The 19,328-nt window shown below is 39.3% G+C and carries 15 protein-coding genes; 10 read left to right on the plus strand and 5 right to left on the minus strand.

The window, feature by feature from the left end; genetic code table 11:
* Positions 1-32 precede the first annotated feature (32 nt).
* Together ACZZZK_RS21395 and ACZZZK_RS21400 are read right to left on the minus strand one after the other, a co-directional pair.
* Positions 33-1,421, minus strand: coding sequence for an arginine decarboxylase (locus ACZZZK_RS21395; RefSeq protein WP_056850254.1), 1,389 nt, complete (start codon positions 1,419-1,421; stop codon positions 33-35).
* Between the two features lie 413 nt (positions 1,422-1,834).
* Complete coding sequence (locus tag ACZZZK_RS21400; protein WP_463485898.1) at positions 1,835-2,197, minus strand: hypothetical protein; 363 nt, start codon at positions 2,195-2,197, stop codon at positions 1,835-1,837.
* A 184-nt stretch (positions 2,198-2,381) separates the two neighbouring features.
* Here ACZZZK_RS21400 and ACZZZK_RS21405 point away from each other — a divergent pair, with 184 nt between their 5' ends.
* The gene (locus ACZZZK_RS21405; protein WP_463485899.1) at positions 2,382-2,615 is read left to right on the plus strand and encodes a hypothetical protein; all 234 of its coding nucleotides are present in this window, start codon (positions 2,382-2,384) and stop codon (positions 2,613-2,615) included.
* Between the two features lie 3 nt (positions 2,616-2,618).
* Here the strand turns inward: ACZZZK_RS21405 and ACZZZK_RS21410 are convergent, their stop codons facing one another.
* A complete protein-coding gene (locus tag ACZZZK_RS21410) occupies positions 2,619-3,566 on the minus strand; it encodes an ion channel (RefSeq protein ID WP_463485900.1) in 948 nt (315 codons plus the stop codon).
* 282 nt (positions 3,567-3,848) lie between these two features.
* On the opposite strand from ACZZZK_RS21410, the gene trpD reads away from it, so the two are divergent.
* From trpD to trpA, 4 genes are all read left to right on the plus strand, one after another.
* Positions 3,849-4,835: an anthranilate phosphoribosyltransferase gene (gene trpD, locus ACZZZK_RS21415; RefSeq protein ID WP_463485901.1), complete on the plus strand. Its 987-nt coding sequence runs from the start codon at positions 3,849-3,851 to the stop codon at positions 4,833-4,835.
* Complete coding sequence (locus tag ACZZZK_RS21420; protein WP_463485902.1) at positions 4,835-5,467, plus strand: phosphoribosylanthranilate isomerase; 633 nt, start codon at positions 4,835-4,837, stop codon at positions 5,465-5,467. The genes trpD and ACZZZK_RS21420 overlap by 1 nt, the downstream gene beginning before the upstream one ends.
* 184 nt (positions 5,468-5,651) lie before the next feature.
* Positions 5,652-6,833 (plus strand): tryptophan synthase subunit beta, encoded by a 1,182-nt coding sequence (trpB, locus tag ACZZZK_RS21425; RefSeq protein WP_463486310.1) that lies wholly within the window; start codon positions 5,652-5,654, stop codon positions 6,831-6,833.
* A gap of 110 nt (positions 6,834-6,943) precedes the next feature.
* On the plus strand, positions 6,944-7,711 hold the full coding sequence (gene trpA / locus ACZZZK_RS21430; protein WP_463485903.1) for a tryptophan synthase subunit alpha: 768 nt from the start codon (positions 6,944-6,946) through the stop codon (positions 7,709-7,711).
* Positions 7,712-8,277: 566 nt separating this feature from the next.
* Here trpA and ACZZZK_RS21435 read toward each other — a convergent pair.
* On the minus strand, positions 8,278-8,712 hold the full coding sequence (locus tag ACZZZK_RS21435; RefSeq protein ID WP_463485904.1) for an N-acetyltransferase family protein: 435 nt from the start codon (positions 8,710-8,712) through the stop codon (positions 8,278-8,280).
* Between the two features lie 432 nt (positions 8,713-9,144).
* On the opposite strand from ACZZZK_RS21435, the gene ACZZZK_RS21440 reads away from it, so the two are divergent.
* The 4 genes from ACZZZK_RS21440 to ACZZZK_RS21455 all read left to right on the plus strand — a co-directional run bounded on the left by ACZZZK_RS21440 (position 9,145) and on the right by ACZZZK_RS21455 (position 15,715).
* Positions 9,145-9,750, plus strand: a complete 606-nt coding sequence (locus ACZZZK_RS21440; protein ID WP_463485905.1) for a TetR/AcrR family transcriptional regulator — start codon at positions 9,145-9,147, stop codon at positions 9,748-9,750.
* Between the two features lie 73 nt (positions 9,751-9,823).
* Positions 9,824-11,020 (plus strand): efflux RND transporter periplasmic adaptor subunit, encoded by a 1,197-nt coding sequence (locus tag ACZZZK_RS21445; protein ID WP_463485906.1) that lies wholly within the window; start codon positions 9,824-9,826, stop codon positions 11,018-11,020.
* A 104-nt stretch (positions 11,021-11,124) separates the two neighbouring features.
* The gene (locus ACZZZK_RS21450) at positions 11,125-14,322 is read left to right on the plus strand and encodes an efflux RND transporter permease subunit (protein WP_463485907.1); all 3,198 of its coding nucleotides are present in this window, start codon (positions 11,125-11,127) and stop codon (positions 14,320-14,322) included.
* A complete protein-coding gene (locus ACZZZK_RS21455; RefSeq protein WP_463485908.1) occupies positions 14,309-15,715 on the plus strand; it encodes a TolC family protein in 1,407 nt (468 codons plus the stop codon). Before ACZZZK_RS21450 ends, ACZZZK_RS21455 begins: the two co-directional genes overlap by 14 nt.
* 229 nt (positions 15,716-15,944) lie before the next feature.
* On the opposite strand, the gene ACZZZK_RS21460 is transcribed toward ACZZZK_RS21455, so the two are convergent.
* Positions 15,945-17,462: an ATP-binding protein gene (locus ACZZZK_RS21460; RefSeq protein WP_463485909.1), complete on the minus strand. Its 1,518-nt coding sequence runs from the start codon at positions 17,460-17,462 to the stop codon at positions 15,945-15,947.
* Between the two features lie 253 nt (positions 17,463-17,715).
* Between ACZZZK_RS21460 and mnmE the strand changes: the two genes are divergently transcribed.
* Positions 17,716-19,074, plus strand: a complete 1,359-nt coding sequence (gene mnmE, locus ACZZZK_RS21465) for a tRNA uridine-5-carboxymethylaminomethyl(34) synthesis GTPase MnmE (protein ID WP_463485910.1) — start codon at positions 17,716-17,718, stop codon at positions 19,072-19,074.
* Positions 19,075-19,328 lie beyond the last annotated feature (254 nt).

Genomic DNA, 19,328 nt, shown 5'->3' on the forward strand with positions numbered 1-19,328 from the left:
ATTTACAGAAACTTTTGTTCTTTGCGGTTAATTTAATAACCCAGTATCTTCAAAACCTGCTTGCTATTCTGTTCTTCACCAAAAACTTCGAAGTTGAAGCTTTCATCGCGGTTTCTGCGAATAAGCACATGTTTCGGACTGGGCAACAAACAATGATGTATACCGCCGTAACCGCTTAATACCTCTTGATAAGCTCCGGTGTGAAAGAAACCAAGGTATTGAACTTTACGTGTTTTCGGCATAAATACACTGTTCATGTGCGCCTCCTGATTATAATAATCCTGTCCGTCGCAAGTGATGCCTCCCAAGTTAACACGCTCATATTCAGCATCCCAGTTATTAATTGGAAGCAAAATGTATTTTTGATTCAATGCCCAAACATCCGGTAAATTGGTAATGAAAGAACCATCCAACATCAACCAGCGCTCACGATCATTTTGTTGTTTTCTGCCTAAAACTTTGTATAAAATTCCTGATGCTTCTGCAACCGTGTATTTACCAAATTCAGTAATAATATCTGGTTCCATTACATCATGAATGGCACAAATTTCTTTAATCCTTTTTACAATTTCGTTTACCATGTACTCGTAATCGAAATCGAAAACCAATGAATCTTTAAATGGCATACCGCCACCAATATCCAGGGTATCTAAATCAGGATTAATCTTTTTAAACTTGCAGTAAAGCGTTACATACTTTTCTAATTCGTTCCAATAATACGGAGAATCCGTGATACCAGAATTAATGAAGAAGTGCAACAACTTCACACGGAAATTAGGATTATGAACGATTTTGTTGTTGTAAAAGTCGATAATATCTTCCATCCGCACCCCTAAACGAGAAGTATAAAACTGCGAATCAGGCTGCTCTTCAGCTGCAATCCGGATACCAAGATTACATGGCGTATCAATGTCAACCTCATCATCAAAAAGGTTAAATTCCTCCTTATTATCTAAAACGGGGATGATATTGGTATAACCGTCATGCAACATATCAATAATATATTGCTTGTACTGGTAGGTTTTAAAACCATTGCAAATAATGGTAGTATCCTTAGTTAAATGACCTTTTTTCTCCAAAGCATCAACCATTGGCATATCAAATGCAGATGAAGTTTCAAGGTGAATATTATTCTTCAATGCCTCCTCTACAATGTGTCGGAAATGCGAACTTTTAGTACAGTAGCAATACTTGTAATCACCGCGGTAATTGTTTTTTAAAATGGCAGTTTGGAAAAGAATTTTCGCTTGCTGAATCTTCTTAGTTACCATTGGTAAGTAGGTGAAACGTAGGGGAGTACCGTAAGTTTCAATCATTTCCATCAGGTTCAAATCCTGAAAATATAATTCATCATCTATCACATCAAAGCCTTCTTGTGGAAAGCCAACGCTTAGATCGAGAAATTCTGAGTAACTCTGCATTTACTTTTAAATAATTTTTGCAAAAATGTAATTTTAAATCGAGAATTAATCCTTATTAAAAATATTTTTACTGTAGAGAAACGCTTTAGTTTTACACACCATATTTCGGGAGTGAGTTTCTAAAATATGATTTTAAAAAATGTGTTCGGTTATTGTTCATAAGAGCTAATATTTTTCCGCAGATCAAGTGGATTTACGCAGATTTTAAGTCATTTATTTTGCGATAATTATTTTAAATCTGCGGGAGAAAGCTTTTTTCGATTTGGAAAGCAAAACCTGGGTTCAATTTTAACGTCATTTCCGCTCGTTTTACTTACCCGATGAAAAATCGGGTTTCGTGTTCACTTCAATTGGGTTTAGCACCGTTCCGTTTGTAGATCTATTAACGTTCAAAGGTAGCTTACTAGGGAAAGTTATGGATTCAGTCTGAGAATGGTACCATATTGTTTTTCTTTTATTTCAGTATCAGATAAAATTTCAAAATTGAACTTCATCTGATCAGTGCTAACCTTTAAGTTTTTGCTGCTAATCTTATAAGTTCCCCGGTAAATAACATCCCCACCTGGCGTAATATCAACTACACCATCAGGTTTTAATGTTAGATTCCAACCTCCATCATAAGGATTTGAAGGATTAGGTTTGAAACCCACTTCCGAAAACTGCTTCTCTTCATTTATTGTTAATTGATCCTTTTTGCAGCCGTAGAGAAATAGAAATAACGATAGAATAACAACTGTAATAGGTAATGTAGTAGATGAGAAAAATTTAAATTTCATGATTTTAGGTTTAAGTTTACAATCAAAACGACAGCTGTCGTTGAGATGCTACATTTTCTTCAACAATAATTTTAAGTATCAGAAAATCAATAAATTGAAATTATTTTCATTTTTTTTAAAGTAATTCTCTTTTCTACCCGTCTTAAATGCTGATAACCTAACATTGTAATTAAGAAATTGCCCTATGATCTCGATTTTTAAAACGAATATTCAAACAGGAGTTGAACTCAATAAAATCGCCCAACATTTAAACAACCTACTCTCCGGAGCAACGTGGAGTGTTGATCTTTCAGACGCTGATAAAATACTTAGAATAGATTCAAGCGTTGATAAAATTGGAGATGCGGTATCTCTACTCACCAAATTTGGTTATGATTGCGAAAACTTGCAAAATTTTTATGCCCCGCCGGTGTGGTAATAATCAATCAGCCATTACCTTTTCTGTGTGATCAAATAAGCTGTAATCCATAACCGTTTTGCCGGCCTCATTGTGGTAATGCATAATCTTAAATTTTGCATTCCATTCAATATCCTCATCCTGATAGCTGGTACGGGTATGGATTGTCTGTGCAAAAGTATCGTCGAATGCTCTTAAAATCACGAAAATCTCCACTTCGGCTAACTTTAGTTCATCTAATTTTTTTTCAAAAATCGGGCTATCCTCATTTATGGGGTGTACTAAAGTCCAGTTTAAAGAAAGAAAACCAATCTTACTACGCTCCAATTCTAATGGATAAAAGCTACGTTTGAGTTTGCCGTTAACGGTTTCGTTAAAAGTCATAAACATTTCCACCTCAACATCTATTAAAGAATTTTTCCTCAAATTTGCTAGCCTACACATTAATCCAAAGCCGTCTTGGTAAGGTGCTACAACCATTTTTTTACTAAAAGTTACTTTCGAAGTAGGCCTACTAAAACGCCCGTAGAGCAATCCGGTAGCCAGTGCGAAAGCCAACAAGCCCAACATACTTTCGAAAGCAGCGAGAACACTGGTAATAAAACCCTGAGGTGAAATGTGGCCATAACCAACCGTAGAAATGGTTTGTGCGGAAAAGAAAAAGGCATCGAAGAATTGATCGCGGAGGGTTTTGCCATTTGCTCCATTCAAATTTTCGATTCCAATAACGTTGTAAGCAACAGCGAATAAAGTATTTACAATAAGATAGGCAATGAGTATCACCAGAAAAAAACGTGGCCAACTCATGGTAACTAATCGAGTATACGTATCATCAAATTTAAACCAGGGCAAACCAGTACGTTCAATATTTGGCGTACCATCGGTGTTTAGAACGCGTTGATTTTTGATTACGGGGCTTGAGCCAAAACCCAAATCATCATTAAACTGTACTTTTCGCTTAAAAAATGCCATAGATTGTTAAAAAGGTTTTGGAAATATAAAAAAGTATATCAATATTTGTTCTATATAAACATGATAATTAAAAACTTAAATAACAATTGGTGGTGGCATAACGAAATTCGTTAGGCAAATTCTGTTGTTATATATTTTAAAATATTTTATAAACGATGAAAAGGATTGCCCAAAAAGCAATCCTTTTTTTATGGGCTGTCGTCATGCTGAGTTTATTTCAGCATCTGGTAAAAAAAAAATTTTGAACCCAGTTTAGAATGACTAATCAGGGAAACAATAAAAATGAAAAAAATCTTAAATCATTTATTCGAAAATAAAAGTTTCAGTAGGGAAGAGGCAAAAAATATACTCATTTCCATTACACAGGGCGAATTTAATTCTTCGCAAATTGCGGCTTTTATTACTGCTTACGCCATGCGTAATATCACGGTTGATGAACTTCAGGGTTTCCGCGATGCCATGCTGGATTTAGGTATTAAAACAGATTTTTCTGATTATGAATTAATTGATCTTTGCGGTACCGGTGGAGATGGAAAAGACACTTTTAATATTTCCACGCTTTCCTCTTTCGTGGTGGCTGGTGCAGGACATAAAGTAGCAAAGCATGGTAATTATGGCGTTTCTTCAGGTTGTGGTTCATCAAACGTAATGGAATATTTGGGTTATAATTTTACCAACGATCAGGATATTTTGAAACGGAACCTTGATGCCGCTGGAATATGTTTTTTACACGCTCCTTTATTTAACCCGGCAATGAAAATTGTGGCACCGATACGGAAAGATTTGGGCATCAAAACCTTCTTTAATATGCTGGGGCCAATGGTTAATCCATCACAACCCAAATATCAAATGGTTGGGGTATTTAGTTTAGAACTTGCCCGTTTGTATAATTATTTATATCAAGATACTACCAAAAATTACACCATTGTGCATGCGCTTGAGGGGTACGACGAGATCTCGCTCACTTGCGATGTGAAAACTTTCAATAACAAAGGTGAAAGTATTTTGACCTTAAACGATATGGGTTTTGAAAAGGTTGCAGTAAATGATATCAAGGGTGGAGACACGGTAGAATCATCTGCAAAAATATTTATGGATGTACTTAACGGTGAAGCTACTGATGTACAAAACAATGTGGTGCTCTGCAATTCAGCGTTAGCCATCAAAACAATCAAACCAACCGCCAGCTTTGCAGATTGTTTTTACGAAGCCGAAGAATCATTAGTAAGCAAAAAGGCGTTAGAAAGTTTTAAAAAACTAGTAGCCTAATGAGAAGTTTAAAGCTAAAGGTTTGCGGGATGAAGTTTGCAGCGAACATTGCTTCTGTCGCTGCACTACAACCAGATTATTTGGGCTTCATATTTTATGAGCAGTCGCAGAGATTTATTTCTGATGTATCTGCCGAATTGATAAAGTATGTGCCTCCTCAAATTAAAACTGTTGGCGTTTTCGTAAACGAAGATTTGGAGGTTGTTAAGAAAAAAGTAAATCTTTATCAGTTAAAAGCTGTTCAGTTACATGGCAAAGAATCGGCTGAATACTGTGAGGCTCTGAAAACACACTTTGAAAATTTAGAGGTAATTAAAGCATTCGGAGTAGACGAAGATTTTGATTTCAGTGTTTTAACTGAATACCAGAGTAACGTCGATTACTTTTTGTTCGATACAAAAACAAAAGCACATGGCGGATCAGGTAAAACTTTCGACTGGAAGATTTTGGAGGATTATAAATTAAACAAGCCTTACTTTTTAAGTGGCGGAATTTATTTAGACCATGCAGCATCAATAAAGAAAATTGAAGATGAGCGATTATATGCTTTGGACATCAATAGTAGATTCGAGATTGAGCCAGGCGTTAAGGATGTAGACAAGGTTAAAGCGTTTATGATAGCAATAGAATAGGGGAAAATGTAATACGGAGGCACTAAGTATCTGCAAGCGGTGAAAAGCTATTGCTAATATTAACAGATTCTTCGTTCCTCAGAATGACAAATGGCATAATTCGCCATTATTAACGAATACAGAGTAAATGAAAAATGATTCATTGCCGTCGGTTTTAAGCGACACAATATTGATTAAAGATATTATGAAATACAAAGTAAACGAAAAAGGATATTACGGAGATTTTGGTGGAGCATACATTCCGGAAATGCTCTATCCGAACGTGGAAGAATTACGCCAAAACTACTTGAAAATTATTGATGATGCCGATTTTCAAAAAGAATTTCATCAACTTATGAAGGATTATGTAGGTCGCCCTTCGCCATTGTATTTGGCAAATCGTTTATCAGAAAGATATGGAGCGAATATTTTCTTAAAAAGAGAGGACCTGAATCACACTGGTGCACACAAAATCAACAACACTATTGGTCAAATTCTTTTGGCAGAAAAGCTTGGAAAGAAGCGAATCATCGCCGAAACAGGTGCTGGTCAGCATGGTGTGGCAACGGCTACTGTATGTGCCCTGCGCAATTTGGAATGTGTAATTTATATGGGCGAAGTAGACATTGAGCGCCAGGCGCCAAACGTTGCCCGGATGAAAATGTTGGGCGCTAAGGTAGTACCGGCAAGTTCTGGAAGTAAGACACTTAAAGATGCTACTAATGAAGCCATGCGAGACTGGATCAATAATCCGGTTGATACCCATTACATCATCGGCTCGGTGGTTGGCCCACATCCTTACCCAGATATGGTTGCCATTTTCCAGTCCATTATCTCTGAGGAAACTAAAAAACAGCTAATTGAGCAAACCGGCAACGATCAACCAGATTATGTTTTGGCTTGTGTTGGTGGTGGAAGTAATGCAATGGGGATGTTTTATCATTTTATGGATGATGAAAATGTGAAGCTTATTGCTGTTGAAGCGGCTGGTAAAGGTGTTTCAAGTGGTTTTTCTGCAGCAACAACTTATCTTGGGAAAGAAGGAGTTTTACATGGAAGCAGAAGTATTTTAATGCAGACAGATGATGGACAGGTGGTAGAGCCACATTCAGTTTCTGCTGGTTTGGATTATCCAGGTATAGGCCCTCAACACGCTCATTTATTTAAAACTGGTCGCGGGAAATACGTTTCCATTACCGATGAGGAAAGTTTGGATGCCGGCTTGTTGTTAACACAATTAGAGGGAATAATACCCGCAATTGAAAGCGCACACGCATTGGCCTATTTAGAGAAAATGGAATTTAAAGGTGGCGAAAATGTTGTGGTTTGCTTATCAGGCCGGGGCGATAAGGATTTAGATACTTACATTAAATATTTTAAATTATAAAGATAAGTCGTCATTGCGAGGTACGAAGCAATCTTATTGCTTTGGTTTTATTAACCTTGCTATCGTTTTAGGATTGCTTCGTACCTCGCAATGACGAAAAGTAGAAAACAATGAACAGAATCAAACAACTCTTCGAAGAGAAAAAAAATATATTGTCAATTTATTATACCGCTGGTTTCCCAAATATTGGCGATACGATTAAAATTGCTGAAGCTTTAGAAAAATCTGGTGCTGATATGCTAGAGATTGGATTCCCGTATTCAGATCCTGTTGCTGATGGTCCGGTAATTCAGGCCAGTAGTAAAAAGTCGCTAGATCAAGGGATGAACTTGAAGCTACTGTTTGAGCAACTTAAGGATTTGCGTAAGAACCTGACTATTCCTGTTTTACTGATGGGATATGTAAATCCTGTTTTGCAATTCGGTGTAGAGAATTTTTGTAAGGCTTGTGCTGAAGTCGGCGTAGATGGCTGCATTGTACCCGATTTGCCCATGGTAGAATACGAAGAATTTTACAAGGGCTGTTTCGAAGAACACAATCTGAGTAATGTGTTTTTGATTACTCCACAAACCGCTGACGAGCGTATTCATAAAATTGACGGATTGACTAACGGATTTATTTATCTGCTTTCTTCTTCAGCAACAACTGGTAAAAACCTTGAAGTAGGCGATACCACGGAAAACTACTTTAGCAGAATTAAGAATATGAATTTAAAAAACCCAACCATGATTGGATTTGGTATTAGCGATAAACAAACTTTTGATAAGGCTTGTTCTTATGCAAATGGAGCAATAATTGGTACTGCTTTCGTAAAAGCTATCGAGAATGGGGATATCGAAGAGAATGTAAGTGAGTTTATGAAGAAGTTTAAAGGTTAACGTTTTTGACCAATTGTGGTCGTAGCGTCTCGCTACGATCTTTTGTTTTTTGTCCTGACCGAACTGGCTTTTTTCTTTTGACCGCAAAAGAAACAAAACTCCCGGCTGAAAATTTTTCTTTCAACGTTAGTGGTTTGGCTTGGATAAGCTAACCCGAAAAATTTGTTAGGCCGGATTGAAGCAGAACGGGGATGATGTGGTAAGGCTTAGTTGGGTGGAAAGACTAAACGGAGTGATAAATTCTGGAACTCGTTTTTCTGTGTCCTGGCCAGACTGGCTTTTTTCTTTTGACCGCAAAAGAAACAAAACTCCCGGCTGAAAATTTTTCTTTTAAAGTTGGTGGTTTGGCTTGGATATGCTAACCCGAAAAATTTGTTAGGCCGGATTGAAGCAGAACGGGGATGATGTGGTAAGGCTTAGCTTGATGGAAGGATAAGTTGTATAAGCAGATTTTGATAAATAGTCATTTCGACCACAATGGAGAAATCTTTTCAATGAGTTGGTGGAAGATTCAAAGATTTCTCCATTGTGCTGCGCTTCATTTGAAATGACAGCTTTTTGGGTTTTTATCTTATCCAATCTTCATAACTCATTTCAAACTTTACTTCGCCTTTATTTACCATCCCTACATTTTTCCATCCTTGCTTTTCGTAAAATTTTTCGGCTCTGGTGTTCGGTACAGTTCCTAGCCAAACCATTTTTTTTGTTTGATTGAAGTACCAATCCATCATCAATCGATGTAGCGCTTTGCCGATTCCCTTTTCTTCAAATTCTGGCATTAAAAATAAAGCCCAAATATTGTTCTCCTTCAGATCAACGATAGAGAAGCCTATTATATTTCCATCAATTTCGCACACCCATCCTCGGCCACGTTGAGTTAAAAATTCCTCACAATCTGCATCGGTAACTAGTAAAGGGTTAGACAAGGTGTTCTCCTTAACGGAATGTCGAACGATTTGGATTTGAGGGATATCAGATATTTCTGCCTGGCGGTAAATCATAAAAACTAAAATATTGATTTTTTTTCATAAATCGTCATTTCGACCGCAGTGGAGAAATCTTTGTCTTAGTGATCGGTAACTTCCCAACCACGTGGTAATGATCGTTTCGGTTGGTGAGACACCAACCGATAGAAAAAAGGAACTCTAAAGCGAGTTTGGCATGATTCAAAGATTTCTCAATTGAGTTGCGCTTCATTCGAAATGACTACAAGTTGCTTTCCAAAAAAGAAAAACGTCTGCTTGTCACGATTTTTGTGAGCGGCCAAAATCTGTCTATAAAATTAATTACTGTTAAAATCCTTGTTTAAACTATCTGCAGGTAATAGTTACCATATCCAAATTTCATTTGACAATTCAATGATTGTCAATTTCTGAAATGGTTCTACATTTGCTTAACGGTGTTAGATTATTTACACTTAATAAATTCCAGTCATGGGAAGCAAAGAAAGAATTCTACGTTTAAAAGAAGAAACCAGAACCAGTATTCTGGATGCAGCCTTGAATATCGTTCAAACGGAAGGGTGGCAGGCTTTGAGTATGCGTAAAATTGCCGACCAGATTGAATATACAGCGCCGATCATTTATGAATATTTTCCCAACAAGGAAGGTATCTTACTTGAATTAACTAGAAGAGGTTATCAGATCTTGGGTAAAGCAATCCGCGAAGCCCGTGATGTTCACGAAAAGCCTGAAGATAAAATGGAAGCCATGTGGGTAGCCTATTGGAACTTCGCTTTTTCTCACAAGGAATTTTATCAGTTAATGTACGGTGTTGATATGGTTTGTTGTACGGTAAAAAATTCTATGCAAGAAGCTGAACAAGTTTCTGCCATGCTAGGCGATGTGATTGAATCTTTATTTACAAAAAAGCCGGTATCTGAAGATGATATTTGCATGAAGTACTACACCTATTGGTCAATCATTCACGGGCTGATCTCTATTAACCTTGTGCGCCCAAATGGTAGAACCACAGACGAACTTAATCAACAAATTTTAAAAGACGCCATTAAAGGCATTACGCTATCCATTAACAGTTAAAAATTTTTTAATCTATCATTTAACACTGTTAGATTATTTATACACTTTAAATCCATAATAAATTATATTTCATATGAATGCTATCCATCGCCTATTTATTTTACTTAACACTGTTAAACAGTTTAATAATGTTAAGTCAGTGTTAATTTTATTTACACTCTCTGTAGCTTTAGTAAGTTGCAAGTCATCGCCTGACCAAGCTGCAGCTGCACCACCACCGCCTGTTTTGCCTGTTAGTATGGTTAATGAAAGCACAGAAACTACTTTCATTGAATACCCAGCATCTATTCAGGGAGCTGTTGATATTGATGTCAGACCACAAGTTAGCGGTTATTTACAAAATGTGTTGGTTAACGAAGGAGCCTTTGTTTCAGCTGGGCAAACGCTTTTCAAAATCAATGAAAACCCTTACCGTGAAGCACTGAACAATGCAAAAGCAAGCTTGCATGCTGCTGAAGCTGCGATTCTCAACGCCCAATTGGAAGTTGATAAGCTAACGCCACTTGTTCAGAATAAGGTTGTTTCTGAATTTCAGTTGAAAACGGCTAAAACAGCCTATAAAATTGCCCAGGCAAATGCCGAGCAAGCTAGAGCAAGTGTCGCTTCAGCCAAAATTAACCTGGGCTATACCAATGTTAAGGCAACGGTTAGTGGCTACATCGGCCGCATACCTAAAAAGCAAGGAAGTTTGGTATCGCCAACTGATCAAACTGCTTTAACTCAATTATCTGATATCCATGAAGTACATGTTTACTTCGCCCTTGCAGAAAATGATTTCAACAGTTTCAATACGAATTATCCGGGTAAATCTCCTGCGGACAGAATTAAACATCTGCCAGCAGTTGAGTTGGTTCTTGCTGATAATTCTATCTATCCAATCAAAGGAAAGATTGATATGATTGATGGTCAATTTGATAAAAATACTGGTGCAATTACATTAAGAGCAAGTTTTCCAAATGCCAGCGGAACTTTACGTTCGGGCAATACAGGCAAACTTCGCCTTGGTTTGAAACACGATGATGCCATTTTAATCCCTCAGTCGGCTACTGTAGAAATGCAGGATAAAGTTTTCGTGTTCGCTTTGAACAAAGGCAACAAGGTGAGCAAAATGCCTATTACTGTTATCGGTAAAAGTGGAAATAACTACCTGATCAAAGACGGCGTAAAATCTGGCGACCAGATCGTATTAAGTGGCTTAGATCGTTTGCAGGAAGGACAGGTGATTAGCCCTGAAAAAGCTACTGACAAAGCAGCGAGCTTAAAAAAATAGTCTTAAGTCGAAAGTCTTGAGTCGGGAGTTTGGATTAAAATTCCTTGATTTCGAACTAAAAAACTTAAAGCATACCATAAGAACAAAAAAATAAAAAAAAAACAATGTTCAAGATATTTATACAAAGGCCGGTACTGGCAACCGTAATCTCCATTTTATTGGTGATATTAGGTGTACTTGGTCTTACGAAGTTGCCTTTGCAACAATTCCCTGATATTGCGCCGCCATCGGTTTTGGTTACGGCTGTATATCCAGGTGCGAATGCCGAAACGGTTTTACGTTCGGTTGCACCATCGTTAGAAGAATCCATCAATGGGGTAGAAAACATGACTTATATGAGTTCTACTGCAAGTAACGATGGTTCGTTAGCCATTACCGTTTTCTTTAAATTAGGTACTAATGCAGATCAGGCTGCGGTAAATGTTCAAAACCGTGTGGCCCAGGCTACCAGCCAGTTGCCTTCCGAAGTGGTACAACAAGGGGTAACCACGGCAAAACAGCAAAACAGTTTTATCATGGCCATTGGTTTATACACCGATGACGAGAAGAAATATGATCAGACTTTCATTGCCAACTATGCCCAAATCAACATCATTCCGGAGATCAAACGTATCCCTGGCGTAGGTTCGGCCGCTATTTTTGGTGGAGTAAAAGATTATTCGATGCGAGTTTGGTTAAACCCAACCCAAATGGCTACTTATCAAGTTACGCCAAACGAAATCATGAAAGCCATTCAGGATAAAAGTTTAGAGGCAGCTCCAGGGAAATTCGGCGAAAAAAGTAAAGAAGTTTTCGAATATGTAATCAAGTATAAAGGTAAACTAACCAAACCCGAAGAATATGAAAATATAGCTATACGTGCCAATGCCGATGGTTCTATTTTACATCTGAAAGATGTAGCGAGGATAGAACTTGGGGCTTATTCTTACAATAGTATTACCCGCATCAACGGTAAAAAAGCGATCGTAATGGGCATTATCCAGTTGGCGGGGTCCAACTCGAACGATATTCAGGTTGCGATTAACAAGCTGATGGATAAACAGGAAAAAAGTTTTCCAGCCGGAATTAAAAAGAATATTTTCTACAGTACAAAAGTTTCTTTAGATCAATCTATTGAGCAGGTAGAGCACACCCTTGTTGAAGCCTTTATATTGGTATTTATCGTGGTATTCCTGTTTCTGCAAGATTTCCGCTCAACCCTGATCCCAGCTATTGCCGTTCCGGTGGCCATTTTAGGTACTTTCTTTTTTATGCAGTTGTTTGGATTCTCCATCAATCTGTTAACACTTTTCGCTCTCATTCTGGCTATTGGTATTGTGGTTGATGATGCGATTGTGGTGGTGGAAGCGGTGCATGCGAAGATGGAACATAAGCCTTTGGGTCCGAAAGCGGCAACCCATGAAGCGATGCATGAAATTACTGGCGCCATCATTTCCATTACTTTGGTTATGGCAGCGGTATTTTTGCCGGTCGGTTTTATGGAGGGCTCAACAGGTGTATTTTACAGGCAATTTGCCTTTACCATGGCCATTGCCATTGTAATTTCGGCGGTAAATGCGTTGACTTTAAGTCCGGCATTAGCGGCTCTGTTTCTAAAAGATAATCATTCTACACCTAGTGACAAGCCAGCTGTTAAACCAAACTTTAAGCAAAGGTTTTTCAATGGGTTTAACCACAGTTTTAACTCCTTAACTAACCGTTATGTTGGCGGATTGAAGTTTTTGGTTCGACACAAATGGTTGAGCATGGGCGGTTTAGCGTTAATAACACTTGCAACGGTTCTCATGGTTAAAACTACTCCTGCAGGCTTTATTCCAACAGAAGATCAAGGCTTCATTGCCATTGCAGTAAACACGCCTTCGGGAACATCGTTGGATGGAACGCAGAAAGTAATGACACAAGCCGAGGATTTGTTGAGCAAACTTGATGCATCAAGAGATGTTACCGCGATTTCCGGCTTCAACCTTTTAACCAATTCTACCAGTCCATCATCGGCTGTAGTGTTTGTACTCTTGAAACCAAATGAAGAACGGGGTGCTGTAAAAAATATTGAAGAGATTATGAACCAGGTGCGTGGTCAGTTAGGTGCCATCTCTGGAGGAAGTTTCTTTGTATTCAGTTTCCCAACGGTACCAGGATTTAGTAATGTGGAAGCGCTGGATATGGTGCTTCAGGATAAAACAGGTGGTAAACTGGATAAGTTTAGTGGCATTTCGCAAGAGTTTATTGGCGAGTTGATGAAACGTCCGGAGATTGCGGTAGCTTTTACCAGTTTTAAAGCAGATTATCCACAATTACAACTGGATATTAATGATGAAAAAGCTGATCAGTTGGGCGTGAATGTGAAAGATATTCTGCAAACGATGCAAACCTATTTCGGGAGTGCACAGGCTTCAGACTTTAACCGCTTTGGTAAATATTATCGTGTAGTGGTTCAGGCTGATGTTCAGGATAGGGCAGACCCATCCACTATTGACAGGGTATTTGTGAAAAGTAACCGAGGCGAAATGGTACCGATTAACACGCTGGTGAAATTGAGCCGCATTTATGGTTCTGAAACTGCTTCGAGATATAATTTGTTTAACTCTATCTCTATCAACGCCATTCCAAAACCAGGCTTTAGTTCAGGACAAGCGATTAAAGCCATTGAAGAAGTTGCAGAGAAACAATTGCCTGCCGGTTACAGCTATGAATTTTCAGGACAAACACGTGAAGAGATTTCTTCAGGCGGACAATCTACCGTGATATTCCTGTTGTGTCTGGTGTTTATTTACTTCTTACTTTCGGCACAGTATGAGAGTTATATCTTACCATTGGCGGTAATTTTATCTATTCCTGCCGGAATATTCGGGGTATTTGTTGCCATTGGTTTAACAGGAATCCAAAATAACATTTATGTACAGGTAGCATTGATTATGCTAATCGGATTGCTCGCCAAAAATGCCATTTTAATTGTGGAGTTTGGTGTGCAACGAAGGAGGGCAGGACAGCCATTAGTGGCTGCGGCTTTAGAGGCTGCAAAATCGCGGCTACGTCCGATTATTATGACTTCACTGGCTTTTATTGTTGGTTTAATACCGATGATGGGGGCAACTGGCCCATCGGCGCAAGGTAACCATTCGATTAGTATCGGCGCTGCCGGAGGTATGGTTTCGGGCGTAATCTTAGGTTTGTTCATCATTCCTGTACTCTTTGTCATCTTCCAGGCCATCCAGGAAAAATTTTCAAAAAAATCACAAGAGGAGGTTCCACATTATTATGAAGAAGCTCCTATAAATCATGAATTATATGAAACGGTTTAATATTCTTACCATCCTGCTCCTTGCTTTAATCTGGAGCGGGTGTTCAGTTTCCAAAGATGTATCCTTGCCAAATGTTGTGCCGGGGTTATTTAGAAACGCCATACAAAAAGACTCTTCCAGTGTTGGAGATTTGCCTTTAAAAAGCTTCATCAACGATCTTACGGTTCAAAACTTAATTGATACTGCTTTGGTTAAAAATGTTGATATGCAACTTGCTTTGAAAAACATCGATGCTGCTGAAGTTTTGTTCAAACAGTCGAAGCTGGGTTATTTACCTGAATTGAAGTTGCAGGTTGCGGCGAGTTCCAGCCGCCCATCTGATAATAGTTTGAATGGATTAAGTTTGAATCAGTTTACCGGCTCAACCCATATTGAAGACTACACGGCCAACCTTGCCGTACTTTGGGAAGCCGATATCTGGGGTAAAATCCGCAATCAAAAAGCTGGTGCTTTAGCCAGTTTTTTGCAAACCGAAGAAGCCCGTAAAGCAGTTCAAACTAGATTGGTAGCCAATGTTGCACAAGGCTATTATAATTTGTTGATGTTGGATGCGCAACTGGAAATCGCCAAGAAAAATTTAAAGCTAAATGATAGCACTTTGCGGATTATTAATTTACAGTTTGATGCCGGGCAAGTGACTTCACTGGCGATTCAGCAAGCAGAGGCGCAGCAGTTAAATGCAGCGCAGCTGATTCCAAGATTGGAGCAAAATGTTACTTTACAGGAAAATGCTTTGAGCGTTTTAATCGGCACCTTGCCAAAGGCGATAGACCGTACAAGCCGTTTGGATAAAATGGCTATTCCACAGGATTTAAATGCAGGCTTTCCTTCTTCTTTGTTAAGTCGCAGGCCAGATATTAAATCTGCTGAGCTGGCCCTAAATTTGGCCAATGCCAAGGTTGGGGTGGCTACTGCGAGTTTATATCCTTCTTTAGTGATCAGCGCAAGTGGTGGGGTGAATTCTTTCAAAGCAAGCAACTGGTTTAGTATGCCGGCATCGTTGTTCGGTTTGGTTTCCGGAGGAATTACACAGCCGATTTTCCAACGGGGACAGCTGAAATCTAATCTGGCACTGGCAAAGATTGACCGCGAAAAAACGGTTATTCAGTTCCGCCAGTCGGTAATTAATGCGGTAGGTGAGGTTTCTGATGAGTTAACAAAAGTAGAAAAGCTGAAAGCACAATACAGCATTGCAGCGAAAAGAGCACAAACGCTTCAACAAGCTTCGAAAAATGCAAGCTTATTGTTTAAAAGCGGTATGGCCAACTACCTGGAGGTGATTACCGCACAGGGAAATTTGTTGCAAAGTGAACTAGAGCTAACCACCATTAAAACAGAGCAGTTAAATGCCGTAGTTGGTTTGTACAGAAGTTTAGGCGGGGGTTGGAATTAGTCCCCATCCGCCCTGCGGGCACCTTCTCCCTGAAAGGAGAAGAATAGCATGATTTAGAACAGTGAGCTGACTGGATTTTAAGTTGATGTTACTTATAATCCCTTAAGAAACGTAAGCACTCCATTTTTTAAATTAGCAATAACGATTAAAAGCACAGCGAATGCTGATTATTATAATCAGTTTCTCTGTGCTTTTTGTATAAAACTAAGTTTCACGTGTCTCTAATATTTTAAATTGGCTCACATTTCCTTAACCAAATCATTGCTTGATCTGCGGAATGAAAAAAATTAATGTCTGCGGTTTTTTCTTCGTTATCAACACTTTTTTGTGCTGATAGTTGACTAAACACACTCGCTGAGAAGATCCAGGCGAAGAATTTTAAGCCTGCAAGTTCCATTAGTGGCAACCAGGTTTCTGCGGCCCAATCAGATGCTTCAGACCAGGTTCCTAAAACCAGGCGATTGTCGTTAAATACTTTTGAACGGGGATTCGCTTTTAAGTATTCAATCATCAATGCGCCTCCGTGTTTAACCGAACGCATGTCTTGATGGCCCACCCATTCGACGTACATGATGTCATCATTTTCGGGGCAGGAGATGGTCAGGTATCGGTCTTTATAATGATTTGTAGTTTTGATTTCGGGCACAATCGGTCGGCCAGGGTCTAAAGGTAATTTAAAGGAGAAAACGGAACCTTTTCCTAGCTCGCTTTCTATCCAAAAACTTCCACCATGGCGTTTGATGATTTCTGCAGAAATAAAAAGGCCTAAACCCAAACCATCGAAACGGGCAGAAGAATTGTCGGCCCGATAATAGCGATCGAATAATTTTCCCAGGTGCGCTGTTTCGATGCCTATCCCGAAATCGGTTACGGAAACGATCACATTTCCGTCTCTTAAAGCTGTGGTGACCAGTACGCGATCTGCATTAGGCGAATATTTTACCGCGTTGGATAAGAAATTCTGCACCACTTGTTCTAAGCGGTAATGATCGCCCTCAAATTGAAGCTCGAGCTGGTTATCCAGAATAATCTCGTGATTTGGCGAGAGTTGCTGCATGGCGGTGATAGCTTCCTGCAACATGAGCGAAAAATTGAAACTTTCGATGTTCAAGAGCATTTTTCCTGCATTGATTTTACTCACATCCAGCAGATCTTTAATCAATTTTTCGAGCCTGCTCAGCTGGCCTTCGGTACGCAAAAGATAGGGTTTAATGGCTTCGTCTTCCACTTTGCGAAGCAACATCTGGTTATAACCTTTTATGGAAGTGAGCGGCGTTTTGACTTCGTGGCTAGCAATAGAAATAAATTCATCCTTACGGAATTCGATGTTTTTATGGTCTTGTATATTGGTGTTCGTACCCACCCAAATGTTGGGTTTACCTTCGCGTTTTACCAGTACGGCCCTGGCCAGGTGCCAATAATAGTGGCCATCGGCAAATCGCAAACGGAACTCTGTGGTGTATTCTTTTTCTGTATTGAGCGATTCGTGCCAGATGTGTAAGCTTTCGGGAAGATCTTCGGGATGTAAAAATGATTCCCAACCGCTTTCGATGATGGTGGATTGTGCATGACCAAAATCCCGGCAAATGGTATCATTTACATAATTGATGATACCCTTGGCGTCTGCCGTCCAAACCTGTTGCGGAAGCGCATTCAGGAGCAGCAGTGAGGTGAGGTCGTCCCCATTTGGATTGAAGTTTTCGGGGAATTTTTGCGCCTCATCCGGTGCATCACCAATGTTTTTCATCTTCAAATTTAACGAAAGGGCTAAAAATAAATGCTTCTTAACTAAAAAAAAATGTGATGTGAAGATCAATCCCAATTTAATGCAGCATGTATTTATGCTTCTGATCTGGTTTTGCAAACCTGGATCTGTTTAATCTCATCTGAAGAATGCAATAGGTTGGTTGAGCGAAAGCGCAGGAGAAAAGCGAAAAAATTACCCTCTACCCACTTTATCCTGTTTAAATAGCCTTATTTTTGCGGTTCGAAAAGGAAACATGAACAATCAAGATACCATTATTGCTTTATCTACCCCATCAGGATCGGGCGCCATTGGCGTGATCCGCTTATCAGGACCGGATGCAATTAACCTTACTAATGCTGTTTTTGCTGGTAAAAACCTTGCGGAACAGCCTTCGCATACTTTGCATTTTGGTTTAATTAAGGATGGGGATCATATTGTTGATGAGGTGGTAGCTGGGTTATTTGTTGCGCCGAAATCGTATACGAAGGAAAATGTGGTGGAAATATCCTGCCATGGTTCCAATTATATTATTCAGCAAATTATCAACCTGTTGATTGCCAAAGGCGCAAGAGCAGCCAAACCTGGCGAATTCACTTTGCGGGCCTTTTTAAACGGCGCTTTTGATCTCAGTCAGGCAGAGGCCGTAGCCGATTTGATCGCCTCGAACTCGAAAGCTTCTCATGATGTGGCCATGCAACAGATGCGTGGAGGTTTTGCCAATGAGTTGAAAGCCTTGCGGGAACAATTGATTCATTTTGCTTCGATGATTGAGCTTGAGCTGGATTTTGCTGAAGAGGATGTAGAATTTGCCAACCGGGAACAGCTCACCACGTTGGTCAATAAAATCAACCATGTTTTGAGGCGTTTGATTTCTTCGTTCGAGATGGGGAATGTAATCAAAAATGGTGTTCCAATTGTTATTGCCGGCAAGCCTAATGTGGGCAAATCGACCCTTTTGAATGCCTTATTGAATGAAGAGCGGGCCATTGTTTCAGACATTGCAGGTACTACCCGAGATACTATTGAAGATGAACTGACGATAGGTGGGATTGTTTTCCGCTTTATTGATACTGCCGGCATCCGGGATACAGCTGACATTATTGAGGCTTTAGGCGTAGAAAGGACGCTGGAGAAAATGAAGCAGGCCAAGCTCATTATTTATATGGCCGATGCTGCCCAAACCTTCCCTGAAATTGAAGAGCAGGTGCGGGGACTTACCCAATTGGAAATTCCCTATCTGGTTCTGGTTAATAAGGCCGATTTAATCAGCGACGATCAGCGAAAAGCCTATGGAAATATGAATGTCGTTTTCCTTTCAGCTAAAGAGAAGCAAGGGATAGAAGAGTTGAAAGATACTTTGCTGGAACAGGTTAATCTTCATCATATCAACACGAGTGAAACTTTAGTGACTAATATCCGCCATGTAGAAGCTTTAAAACAAACCGAAAATGCTTTGCAACGTGTGCTAAATAATGTAGATAATCCTGTTACCTCTGACTTCTTAGCCATGGATATTAAACAGGCTTTACATTATTTAGGAGAAATTACGGGTACGGTTACTACGGACGATTTGCTGGAGAATATTTTTACGAAGTTTTGTATCGGAAAGTAACCCTTAAAATTACTGCCTTCCTTTTCAAGCCTACGTTTATTTCTTCTTATTCTCTAGTTAAATTATTTTGCGGAGATTCATTCTATATTCTCCGCAAATTATGCGGAGAATAAATTGTTTTATGCGGAGAATAGCTTAATCAGTGGCCTAACTTTACTTGGGATATGTCGACTTTAGCACTGTTGCTTAGCGAAGTACACCTTAAGTAAGGTAAGTTATTGGGTGAAATGGAACAGTTAGGTTTCGATCTGCAA

It is taken from the genome of Pedobacter sp. AC163 (genome assembly GCF_979258665.1).